This window comes from Gottschalkia purinilytica (assembly GCF_001190785.1).
Taxonomy (GTDB): Bacteria; Bacillota; Clostridia; order Tissierellales; family Gottschalkiaceae; genus Gottschalkia_A; species Gottschalkia_A purinilytica.
In genome coordinates this window covers 48,275-60,212 of record NZ_LGSS01000018.1, presented here as the reverse complement: position 1 = coordinate 60,212, position 11,938 = coordinate 48,275, and the positions used below count along the sequence as shown (strand labels likewise).

The 11,938-nt window shown below is 28.0% G+C and carries 11 protein-coding genes; 6 read left to right on the top strand and 5 right to left on the bottom strand.

Annotation, left to right across the window (positions count from 1 at the left end; translation table 11 throughout):
* A partial coding sequence (locus CLPU_RS14260) for a CAP domain-containing protein (protein WP_050356347.1) occupies positions 1–689 on the top strand: 689 nt, incomplete at its 5' end.
* Between the two features lie 273 nt (positions 690–962).
* Complete coding sequence (locus CLPU_RS14255) at positions 963–1,661, top strand: LysM peptidoglycan-binding domain-containing protein (RefSeq protein ID WP_050356346.1); 699 nt, start codon at positions 963–965, stop codon at positions 1,659–1,661.
* A gap of 332 nt (positions 1,662–1,993) precedes the next feature.
* Here the strand turns inward: CLPU_RS14255 and CLPU_RS14250 are convergent, their stop codons facing one another.
* Together CLPU_RS14250 and CLPU_RS14245 are read right to left on the bottom strand one after the other, a co-directional pair.
* The gene (locus CLPU_RS14250; RefSeq protein ID WP_050356345.1) at positions 1,994–2,260 is read right to left on the bottom strand and encodes a hypothetical protein; all 267 of its coding nucleotides are present in this window, start codon (positions 2,258–2,260) and stop codon (positions 1,994–1,996) included.
* Between the two features lie 48 nt (positions 2,261–2,308).
* Positions 2,309–3,679 carry an aldehyde dehydrogenase gene (locus CLPU_RS14245; protein WP_050356344.1) on the bottom strand — a complete coding sequence of 457 codons (1,371 nt, stop codon included), beginning with the start codon at positions 3,677–3,679 and terminating at the stop codon, positions 2,309–2,311.
* Between the two features lie 343 nt (positions 3,680–4,022).
* Between CLPU_RS14245 and CLPU_RS14240 the strand changes: the two genes are divergently transcribed.
* Entirely contained in the window at positions 4,023–7,490 is a 3,468-nt protein-coding gene (locus CLPU_RS14240) for a DUF11 domain-containing protein (RefSeq protein ID WP_050356343.1), read from the top strand.
* A gap of 304 nt (positions 7,491–7,794) precedes the next feature.
* Here CLPU_RS14240 and CLPU_RS14235 read toward each other — a convergent pair whose 3' ends face one another.
* Positions 7,795–8,421 carry an AIM24 family protein gene (locus tag CLPU_RS14235; RefSeq protein ID WP_050356342.1) on the bottom strand — a complete coding sequence of 209 codons (627 nt, stop codon included), beginning with the start codon at positions 8,419–8,421 and terminating at the stop codon, positions 7,795–7,797.
* 393 nt (positions 8,422–8,814) lie between these two features.
* Here CLPU_RS14235 and CLPU_RS14230 point away from each other — a divergent pair, with 393 nt between their 5' ends.
* A complete protein-coding gene (locus CLPU_RS14230; protein WP_050356341.1) occupies positions 8,815–9,312 on the top strand; it encodes a hypothetical protein in 498 nt (165 codons plus the stop codon).
* A 49-nt stretch (positions 9,313–9,361) separates the two neighbouring features.
* Here the strand turns inward: CLPU_RS14230 and CLPU_RS14225 are convergent, their stop codons facing one another.
* Positions 9,362–10,045, bottom strand: a complete 684-nt coding sequence (locus CLPU_RS14225) for a TIGR00266 family protein (RefSeq protein ID WP_050356340.1) — start codon at positions 10,043–10,045, stop codon at positions 9,362–9,364.
* A 346-nt stretch (positions 10,046–10,391) separates the two neighbouring features.
* Between CLPU_RS14225 and CLPU_RS14220 the strand changes: the two genes are divergently transcribed.
* Positions 10,392–10,835: a hypothetical protein gene (locus CLPU_RS14220; protein WP_050356339.1), complete on the top strand. Its 444-nt coding sequence runs from the start codon at positions 10,392–10,394 to the stop codon at positions 10,833–10,835.
* 150 nt (positions 10,836–10,985) lie between these two features.
* The gene (locus CLPU_RS14215; RefSeq protein WP_050356338.1) at positions 10,986–11,168 is read left to right on the top strand and encodes a hypothetical protein; all 183 of its coding nucleotides are present in this window, start codon (positions 10,986–10,988) and stop codon (positions 11,166–11,168) included.
* A gap of 172 nt (positions 11,169–11,340) precedes the next feature.
* Here CLPU_RS14215 and ybaK read toward each other — a convergent pair whose 3' ends face one another.
* Complete coding sequence (gene ybaK / locus CLPU_RS14210; protein WP_050356337.1) at positions 11,341–11,817, bottom strand: Cys-tRNA(Pro) deacylase; 477 nt, start codon at positions 11,815–11,817, stop codon at positions 11,341–11,343.
* Between the last annotated feature and the right edge of the window lie 121 nt (positions 11,818–11,938).

Genomic DNA, 11,938 nt, shown 5'->3' with positions numbered 1-11,938 from the left:
TTCGACCTAGCGACAACAACAATAAACCTAGCGACAACAACAATAAACCTAGCGACAACAACAATAAACCTAGCGATAACAACAATAAACCTAGCGATAACAACAATAAACCTAGCGATAACAACAATAAACCTAGCGATAACAACAATAAACCTAGCGATAACAACAATAAACCTAGCGATAACAACAATAAACCTAGCGATAACAACAATAAACCTAGCGATAACAACAATAAACCTAGCGATAACAACAATAAACCTAGCGATAACAACAATAAACCTAGCGATAACAACAATAAACCTAGTAATGTTTCCCAATTTGAATCTGAAGTAGTAAGATTAGTTAACATTGAAAGAAATAAAGCTGGACTAGCTCCTTTAACAATGGATTCTGAATTATCAAAAATAGCTCGTGTGAAATCACAAGATATGGCAGATAAAAACTACTTTAGTCATACATCTCCAACTTATGGTAGCCCATTTGATATGTTAAAAAAATTCGGAGTTAGCTATCGTACTGCTGGTGAAAATATAGCTAAAGGATATTCTTCACCTGAAAGCGTAGTAAAAGGATGGATGAATTCAGAAGGTCATAGAGCTAACATACTTTCATCTAACTTTGGAAAAATCGGTGTTGGATATGTAAACCAAGGTGGAACTACTTATTGGACACAATTATTTACTAACTAAAATAGTTCCTTATTTTAAGTCTATTTATCATACAACATTATAAGTAATTATATCTTGATAGAGAATGAATTTTTCATTCTCTATCTTTTTATTTAATATTTTTAATATCTAAAATCATTCATAACTAACATACATTAGCTTAAAACATTCTTATATATTAATATGACCGTCATCTTATAATAATTTATGTCTTACTAGACAAATTCCAAATACTTTTCACATTTTTGCACCTTTCAGAATAGAATAATATTAGTATTTTTGAGGAGGTGCAATATGTCCGAGATTACCTGTCCTAGGGGTACTGTAAAGTACAGAGTTAAAAGGGGTGACACACTAACAAGTATAGCTAGAGCATTCAATGTACCACCCTTCTTAATAGTGCTGTTTAATCCGAATATAAATCCAAATTATCTTTCCATCGGTCAAGAATTATGTATTCCTAGACTTGAACCTATCACTTGTCCAAGTGGGAGATATTATACAGTAAGAAGAGGAGATAACTTTTACACAATATCTAGACAGTTCGGCTTAACAGTAAGAGAATTAAGGGCTGCAAATCCAAATGTAAATCCCTATGCATTAGTAGTAGGACAAAGATTATGTATTCCTACTAGACCACCAGTAAGGAGATGTCCAGAAGGTACTAGAACTTATGAAATAAAGAGAGGAGACACCTTTTATAGCATAGCTATTAGATTTAATGTATCTTATAGTGAATTAACTAATTTAAATCCTAATATAGATCCGAATAATCTAAGAGTTGGTCAAATTATATGTATTCCTATACCACCACCTTCTATTCCTTGTCCAAGTGGAAGATCATATGTTATAAAACCAGGAGATACATTAACCAGTATAGCAGAGAATTTTGTAGTTAGTGTAGGAGACTTATTAAGAGCTAATCCTAATTTATCCCCTAGTGATTTTGTCCCTGGAAGAAGAATTTGTATACCAAGATCAGTACAGGTATAAGCATAGTATACATTATAAAAGATGACTAAAGTTTTAGTCATCTTTCTACATATAAATTGGACAGTAAAAGTTTTTTTATTAATCTCATCATTTTTATTTTTCAATTAATTATATAATTATTATATTCGATTTTCATATTTTCCCTTAACTTGTTGTTAATAACTTATATATTATTATTATTAGTTTCATATAAACTGTTGATAACATGTTTAATATCCACATATTAGTTAATAATTATCCCTTATTTCTACATGAGTCATGCTACTTATTCACAATTGCTTTATAACTCTATATGACTCATAGAAAATAAAAAAAGACCTTTCGGTCCTTTTTTATACATTTTTTATATGTGCAAAAAGAGCTACTATCCATCCAATAATTATACCCTCAATTATTGATATAGTATTAATTGATAATTTAAATAGGCTTTCTAGTATAAATATTATTAGCATAAAACCTATAATGCTAATAATGGTAGAAAATATTACTTTTTCTACACTATCGAATATATTTCTTCCTGCTCCTCTTGATAGGAAAATGTTTTTAAAATACGAAAAGGAAAGCAAACAAAATACAATAATTAAAAATTTACTTAACAATTTTTCCCCCTCCTTTTTTTCTTTTGACAATTATCTATTTATAAAATTTTATTTTATAATCTTCTTTAGTAAATTTAGTTTATTTTTATATGGTGGATATCTAAAATCTAAATCTATACTATTTGACTTTTTAAGAATACTTTTTTTATGTGTAAAAGTATCAAAGCTTGACTTGCCATGATAGTTTCCTATTCCACTTTCACCTACACCTCCAAATGGCATATAGGATGTGGCTAAGTGAATTATAGTATCATTTATACATCCTCCTCCAAAAGATATATTTTCCATAACTTCTTTTTCAATATATTTGCTGTTTGTAAATAAGTATAATGCAAGAGGTTTTGGATTTTCATTTATCTTTTCTACAATGTCCCTTATTTCTTCATATTCTATTACAGGTAGTATAGGTCCAAATATTTCATCTCTCATTATTTTATCTTCCCAACTTATATTATTAATAATAGTTGGCTCTATAAAAAGTTGTTCTTTTATATGGTTACCACCAATATATATATTCCCATCATTTAAGTTACTTAATAGTCTATCAAAATGTTTTTCATTAACTATTCTACAAAAATCATTACTATTTAAAGGATTCTCTCCATAAAATTTCTTAATATACTCTTTCATATTACTTAAAAGTTCTTCCTTTATACTCTTATGAACTAAGAGATAATCAGGGGCTACACATGTTTGTCCAGCATTTAAGAATTTCCCCCATACTATCCTCTTTGCTGCAATATCTATATTTGCGTCTTTATACACTATGCATGGACTCTTTCCACCTAGCTCTAACGTAATAGGAGTAAGGTTTTTAGAAGCTGATTCCATGACAACTTTACCTACTTTTACACTCCCAGTAAAAAATATATAGTCAAATTTCTCAGAAAGAAGAGATTGGTTTACTTCTCTCCCCCCTTCTATAACAGCTACGAATTCCTCCTTAAAACAGTCCTTTACAATTCTAGATACAACACTTGATGTATTTGGAGAATAAGCTGATGGTTTTATAATAGCACAGTTTCCTCCTGCTATTGATCCAACAAGTGGCAATATAGATAATTGAAAAGGATAGTTCCATGGAGATATTATAAGTGATACTCCATAGGGTTCAGAAACTGTATAACTTGATGATATAGCATGTATAAAAGGTGTCTTTACTTTTTTAGGTTTCATCCACCGTTTTAGATTCTTCATTATATAATTTATCTCTTCTATTACCATATATATTTCCGTTTCATATGCTTCAAATGGATGTTTATTTAAGTCTTCTTTTAATGCTTTTAATATCTCTTCTTCTCTTTCTAGTATACATTTTTTTAGTAATTTTAATTTCTCCATACGAAATTTAAGCTTCTTGGTTTCCCCATTATAGAAAAACTTCCTTTGTTTTTCTATAATGGATTTTATATTCGACATATTATTCTCTCCTAATATAGAAGTTTTTATTGTTTTGTTCGTTTATATATTATTTTATCATTATATCGGTTTTTTTTGTGTATATTAAAGCTATTTTATAAATATTAATATATCTTTTATATTAAAAGACTTTAAAGCTACAATCCTTATCATATTTTTTCTTCTTAAATTATTTGAATATTGCTATTTAACCATCATTTATTGTCTATAAAAAACTGTATATTAAATATATATTATTTTTTAGTTTACCTATAGTTATATTATGGTAACCTTCTAGCTAATATGGAATATACTGATATTGCTAGTATATCACTAGTTACTTTTAAAAAGTGAGGTGATTGTATTGACCGTTAGTATTGATAGAATTATTTCTCATACCTCTTGTAAGATAGGTGATACAATAACATATATTACAAAGGTAACTGTTTCTTCTGGTAATATCGTATATAATCTATCATTTAAAGACGAATTTCCATCTTCTAATCAAGAATACGTTTCAACAAGTGCTACTGTAGATGGATTGCCAGCATTAGCTACAGTATCAAATGGAACTATAACTTTTCCAACTATGCCTAACATTACAGCAACACATTCAGATGTCACTGTAACTTTTTCTTATAGTGTAACTATAGTATCTACTAAACAAATACCACCTTATACTGAAATTCAAACATCTAATGGTACTGCTAGCTGGCAAAACACACTTTCTGGAACTATTAACTCACTATCTAAATCTATTGATGTAAATGTAGTAGTTCCTTTTTTAACAGGTATAAAAGAACAAAGAAATGTAACTAACGATGGGATATTTACTACATCTGATATTAGCTATAACACAAATGACACAATAGAATATAAAATTTCTATTAAAAATGAGGGAGCGTCTCCTGCTTTTAATATAATATTAACAGACAAATTAAACACACTTTTATCCTTTGACATTGAATCTTCATCTGCTAGTATTGGATCGGTTGTAGAATCATCAGGTGTTGTTAAATGGTCTATTCCTATTTTGAATGAAGGAATAACAGCTAATTTAACTTTCAGAGTAACAGCTTCATCAGATGTAGCTTCTAATAACCTAATTTCTAATATAGCGAGTTGTATTTATAGTTCAAATAACAATGATTTGTTAGATGAAACTTACAATTTTGACCTAAATACTATCAACTTAATAGCTCATAATTTAACTATGACTGAAACTGAATCTATTGTTGAAAATAATATAGACTCTAGTACTGCAATAGCTAATACTAATGATACTGATACTAATAATACTGATGATACTAATATAGAAAGTACGTCTACTAAAACTTATGAATCTAACAATCCAGATCTTAATTTGTATACAACAAGTCCTAATCTTGACACTATAAATGTAATTCCTATTGAGTTTACGAAAAGTGCATCTATTAATACAGCTGCTATAGGTTCTACAATAACTTATACTTTAACATTAAATATACCAAGTGGATTAGAAGTATATAACTTAAAAATAATTGAGGTCATTCCTCCACGCCAACAATATGAAGACGGTAGTTGGAGTCCTGGCACTCCTATTATTTCAGGTAATATACTAACTTTTGATGTAGGTGATGGTCCATTTACAGGTCCCTTAACTTTAACTTATACTTTTAATACTATAGTTACAAGTGGACTTACTGTATTCCCTTATATTGAAACTCAAAAAAACATTGCAAATATTCAATGGGATTTAACTCCTTCTGGGCCTAGTTCTTCCATAACATCTACCTCTGTAGATGTTAATGTAGCATCACCTCATATAACATCTTTAAAAGAGCAAAGAAATGTAACTAAAGGTGGTAGTTTTACTACAGGCCCTTTGTCTGATACGTCAAATGACGATATAATTGAATATAGAATTACTCTAAATAATGATGGTGAAAATACAGCTTATAACATTATTACAACTGATATAATAGATAATAATTTAGAATATATTGGATTAGTAGCTCCTATTCCACCAGGTTCTGTAGTTTCATCGGTTCCTCTTGGTACTCCTGATGGTACAATAACTTGGACCGAATCTACTTTGGATGCAGGTTCTTCTATATCTCTGACATTTCAAGTTAAAGTTCTTACAGATCCATCATCAGGAACAGATATAACAAATCAATCTTCTACTATATATGATACTAATGATGTTAACCCTCTAACTCTTGGTCCTATTTTAACTAACAAATTAAGCTTTAATTATGGAATTCCTTTAATAAGTAAAACTGCTGATGATTATTCTCCAATTGTTGGATCTATTGTAACTTATACAGTATCTATAAGTATACCTGAGAATAGTATAGCCTATAATGTTCAAGCATCTGATGTACTACCAGCAAATCAAAGTTATTTACCAGATTCATTAACTAGAAATAATATTCCTATACCTTCATCAACTTTATCCTTCCCCTTCGAAGGAACTATAGATGCAAGTAGCGGTACTGTAACCATAGTCTATACATTCCAAACTATAGTAGAAGATGCTACTTTACCTGAAGAACAACAGATTAATACTTCAACTGTTATTTGGGATATTGATCCATCTGGAACTCAGGGCATACCACAAACATCTAGTATAACTTTATTTGCGACACAACTTATTCTTGATTTATTAAAAGAACAAAGAAACTATACAGAAGATCCTTTAGGTTCATTTGTCAATACAGATATTCAAGTAAAACCTGGAGATATAATTCAATATAGATTTATAGCTAGTAATACTGATTCAACAACTACCTCATATAATGTAATAGTTGATGATCCAATAAATCCATTACTTCAATTTGATTCTATTTATTCTATTGATCAAGGTTCTCTTATTGTTGACTCATCATATTTAACATGGTATGTAGGTGATATTCCACCAAATACTAGCTATTCTGCCATTGTATCTTTTAGAGTTCTTTCTGGCGCTCCAGGAAACATTATCTCAAATAACTCAGCTGGATCGTTTTCTACGGTAAATGATTCACCTATAATATACGGTCCAATATCTTTTAACCATATGTATGCAATATTGTCCTCTAATAATATAATAAATCCTATAGATAATTCGAAGCATAAAAGATCAAGTGGGAGAAAAGCTTTACGATGTTTATGTTCAGAACATACAGAAGAAAATACAAATAAATGTTTATGTTCAGAACACATAGAAAAAAATACAAATAAATGTTTATGCTCAGAACACATAGAAGAAAGTACAAATAAAGATACAGATTTTTGGGATCCTCCTATTACTAAGTCTACTTGCATACTCACAAATAAAATATATTCTCAATGCCAAAAGAGAATTTGTTTTGCAGACTTGAAAATAGAGCTTCCTGCAGGATATGTTGTAGATAGTATTAAGTTTTCCACAGGAGTTATAGTTGAAGATAGTTTAGTAATAACCCCTATACCAAATAGACCTAACTTTAATAGAATAAGGTTTAGCATATCAGTACCTTATACTGCAATACTTTCTAGTGATTATAATCCTAATGTGGTTTCAAAAGGGGTATTACCTCTGTATGATATAGATACTGTTTTATTTATGCCAAACCCTAGAGATGAAATTAACTTTATTATAGATCTAAATACCAAATCTTTATTATTATTGCTTGACAAGAACACAGGTATATTTTCTGTAGGAATATTTAACGTGATATCTGCTGTGTTAAAAGTTCAACTTTTTATTCCTGAGTATGGATTTTGTCCAGAACCTAATGAATGTGAAGAATTTCCAGCAACTAGTGCATATGATCTATTTGAAGAAATTGATTCTAGCGAGGCTCTTAAAAATCTATATCCAAAATAAAATATATAATGAAAAAGAAAAGTGCTTTATCTATGTGATAAGCACTTTTCCCTTATTAGTAAATACACAAAGTTATTAATTATCAATTTAATCATTAAACAGATAATAATATACACGATGAAATTTAATAGAATTTAATTTCATTACTAAATATTATAAATAAAATCATATATACATCTAAATATAGCTTGATATCAACTATATAATTAAATATTAAGTTACTTATTTATATTTTTTTAAATGGTTGCTATTACTCAATTGGGATTTTCAGCTAATCACATTATTGACAGCCTAAAGATAAGTTTTATTGATTTGAAACATTTTCAAAAGACTTGGTTTGTAAATAAATTTTTCCTGTTCCTGTAAAAGTAGCCATAATGGTAAAATCATTCATTACCTCAATATCAATATTAAGATTTTCTTCAAACATCGTGACTTTACTAATATCAACTTTTAACTCTTGACCAGAGCTAAGTTCAATCTCTTCTAAATTATCTCTTACATTTATAAAAGCTAACCCTTTGCCACTAAGCTTATTCATCATAATACCTTCTTTAGAAAAATAACCTTTTCCTAACCTTTTAAATAAATACATTGAAGAATCTACATTAGACTGTAAAAATAAAAGTGCATTTTTTTGGACTATTATATTTGTTTCAGTATTTATTTCTACAGGTATTATTTTACCAGGTATTGATGATTCAAAACATATTTGTTCTCCATCATCATAAGATGTAAATTCCCATTTTTCCATCATATCTCCGAGAACCATTGTCTTTATACCACTGAGAAAGTCTCCCTCTAAATCATCATAACTCATTATATTTTCACTCATCCACTTTACAGACTTGGTCTCTGTATATACACTTTCACCCTTATTCAGTTTGGCTATTACATATGGCAAACTACCTTCTAAGATTTCGTATTGCATACTTTTCCCCCCTTAAGTTAGGGTATATTTAATTCCCTACGTATTATAATTATATTACTTTTTTTTGGATAATGAAACAGGTTAATAAAACTTTTTTATAGTTGCAAAAAATATATTTAATATTTTAATAATAGCTTCCTTTTTTAAGCAAAAAATAACAATGTTATATAGTTACTTTTATGCTTTATTTTTGGCAACTCCTTAGAATACCAAGACTATGGATTTAAATCCGACGACAATTAATAAATTAATCTAAATATATTGTCATGATTTGTATTAATAACAACTAAATAATAGTTTGATATTTGTTAACGTTAATGTTATTATATTAATGTTATATTAATTGTTAATATATTATCAATTAATAGCTATATTAAAATAGGAGATTGTGAGATGAAAAGAAAAAGCACGATTATATGCATTTTATCCATTTCAGTATTTATACTAATGGGATGCTTAAGTAGTAGTTTGCATGCGAATACAAAGTTTAACATATTGTATTCAGAAGTTATAGGATTCAATAAAGAAGATCGTATTCTCCAATCTATTCCACAAAATGAAATACTCTTTACAAACAATGAAAATTATAAAGAATTCACTCGTAAATATTTTAATTCAAGTGAATTGCTTATTTCTAATACTAATATAGATGAAAATAAAGCAGTGTTATTTATACAAATACCGTCTTCTTATTCGCAAATTAATGTATACAGAATACACGATGTGGATATAAAGAACAATACTTTAACAGTTACCTTAAAAAAAGATGCAAAAATAGGTCTTGATCCCTTTTTTAAGTCTAAAGAAACATTCAGATGGGTTTCATTAGTGGAAATAGATAAAGAGCAAATATCTAAAAATATGAAAATAATAGTTAATAAAGAAAGTTAAAGCCTATATCATATAATATTGAGTTTATGATATAGGCTTTAGCTTTTAATTAAGACCCACTCACAGGTAAAAATGAAGCTATGTTATTTGCAAAGTTACTCATAGGCATGGATTGTAAGTAAACTTTTCCTGGCCCAGTAAGAGTAGTTAAAAATAATCCTTCCCCACCAAAAAATATATTTTTAAATCCTTTAACAGTCTCTACGTCCATGTGAACCCCTTCTTCAAACATTACGACATGTCCAGTATCAACTTTTATTTTTTGTCCAGGTTGGAGATTTACTTCTTTTAAAGATCCATCTATTTCAAGAAAAACTATGCCATCTCCACTAAACCTTTGCATTATAAATCCTTCTCCACCAAAGAATCCTGTTCCTAATCTTTTTTGAAAATATATAGAAAAGTCTACTCCAGACTCTGCGAACAAGAATGCTCTTTTTTGTACTATTATACTCTTTCCCCCACTAAGATCTACTGGTAAGATACTCCCTGGAAATGATGATACAAATCCTATTTCTTCTCCTTCACCATGAGAAGTAAAGTTAACTATAAACAAACTCTCCCCTGAAAATACTCTCTTAACTCCACCAAAAATTCCACCCTTCATATTTGTGTCCATTTTGATATTATCACTCATCCATGCCATTGCCCCTGATTCTGTATAAACACTTTCTCCACTGTTTAGTTTTACAGTTACATAAGGTAAGTTTCCTCCATCTATTTCATATCTCATATGTTTTCCTCCTTAATACAGTACATTTTAATTAAATTTATGTATATTTACTTTATAAGTAGTATTTGTATAATTCAATCTAAATAGTTACTTAATTAGGTTATTAGTAAAGTATACTAAATATATTATACTACCTTTATTATTTTAATATATTAAAATTTAATGTAATTTTTTTAAATTTATGCTTTAATCTATATTCATACCTAACTGAATCATTTCAATTAGTTAATAAGTTGATATGTTCTAATTAATAATGTAATATATAATTAACCATTTAATACCATATCAGTTGATTGATGTCATCATATTGTTATTCCCATATATAAATAAAATTAGGAGGTCTATTGTGAAAAATTCATTATCATTATTAAAAGTATACGTTGCATATTCATTAGCCTTAATGGTTTATATAGTTATAAGTTCTAATATCCTACATATGCTAGAAGTTCTTGCTTCAAACACTTACAATGCATTCATTACAATACCTGGAAATATTGTTGTTTCTTTATTATTTGGTGTGATACTAGGTACTGAGAGTTTTGTTAAAGAAAGAAGAAAATCAGGAAAGTGGAAATTAAATAAAGAAAAATTTCTACTCGTTGGATTACCTCCTTTAATATTTACTACACTAATATCTTTTACAGGTTTAGACATTCCATCATTTAATATTTTCGGTACGCTTAGTTCTACAAATTTATCAATGATATTATTAGGATTTATACTCATAACAAGTTTCCATAAAGATCAGAAAGAAGAAGTAAGCATTCAAACTCATAGTCAAATAGACTAATATAATTACTTAGTTTATAACATTTTATTAAATAAATAATTTACAGAACTAATTAGAATATCTGTTTTTTATAAAATACATTAAATATTAATTTGAATATCAACGATATTTAATATTATATAGAATCATTGTTGAAAGAGGTGATAACTAATGAATAAGCTATTATATATTACTATTATTTCTGCTAATATAATTTGGATTTTATCAATAGTCTTTGTTCTTATAATGACTCCAATAGTATTAAATAAAAATATTTTAGTTTTAATGATAGTTCCAATACTATTAAGTGCTATAATCTTGAAGACGTTTACCAGAAAAAGAAATGAACATTAATCTACAAATAAAATAATTAAAGTTTAGACTGTTTTTTAAAGTTATGTTACTATAAAAAATTTACCATAGTTAATAATAATTTAAAATTAAAGAAAGCTTTTAAATTACAATATATTGTAACTTAAAAGCTTTCTTTTGATTTTAAAATGTGTTGAATAATATCTTCAATAATTTATTTTATTACATCTTCAAGTGAAGCATCTATAACTTTGCTTAAATTATTTACATTAATTTCAATTTGAGTCCCTATTTTACCAGCACTTACTACTATTTTTTCTATATTTGATGCACTAGAGTCAATAAAAGTTTTATAACTTTTTTTCATTCCAATAGGTGAACATCCTCCCCTAATATATCCTGTCCACTTTTGAATATCCTTAACTGGTATCATTTCAATCTTCTTTTCACCTGCAACTTTAGCACCTTTCTTTAAGTCCAATTCTTCCATAACAGGTATAACAAACACATATATATTTTTACTATTTCCTTGTACAACTAGCGTTTTATAAACACAACTTGGATCTTTCTTTATTTTTTGTGCAACAGAAATTCCATCTATACTTCCATCACTACTATCGTATGTAATGATTTCATAATCTATATTTTTTTGATCTAATATACGCATTGCATTAGTTTTAGCTTGTGCCATGATGTTCCTCCTTCCAGTTAACATAATTATATACTTTCTATTATAGCTCAATTTAGTATTCAATTCATATATTTTGTATTATTCTACCAAGGTTCACTGTATATACTACATATAGTGTATA

What these genes read in the sequence shown, in the direction of transcription:
- ybaK (WP_050356337.1), bottom strand. Translation starts at nt 11,817, where the DNA reads ATGGCACAAGCTAAAACTAATGCAATGCGTATATTAGATCAAAAAAAT.
- CLPU_RS14255 (WP_050356346.1), top strand. Translation starts at nt 963, where the DNA reads ATGTCCGAGATTACCTGTCCTAGGGGTACTGTAAAGTACAGAGTTAAA.
- CLPU_RS14215 (WP_050356338.1), top strand. Translation starts at nt 10,986, where the DNA reads ATGAATAAGCTATTATATATTACTATTATTTCTGCTAATATAATTTGG.
- CLPU_RS14230 (WP_050356341.1), top strand. Translation starts at nt 8,815, where the DNA reads ATGAAAAGAAAAAGCACGATTATATGCATTTTATCCATTTCAGTATTT.
- CLPU_RS14225 (WP_050356340.1), bottom strand. Translation starts at nt 10,045, where the DNA reads ATGAGATATGAAATAGATGGAGGAAACTTACCTTATGTAACTGTAAAA.
- CLPU_RS14235 (WP_050356342.1), bottom strand. Translation starts at nt 8,421, where the DNA reads ATGCAATACGAAATCTTAGAAGGTAGTTTGCCATATGTAATAGCCAAA.
- CLPU_RS14245 (WP_050356344.1), bottom strand. Translation starts at nt 3,679, where the DNA reads ATGTCGAATATAAAATCCATTATAGAAAAACAAAGGAAGTTTTTCTAT.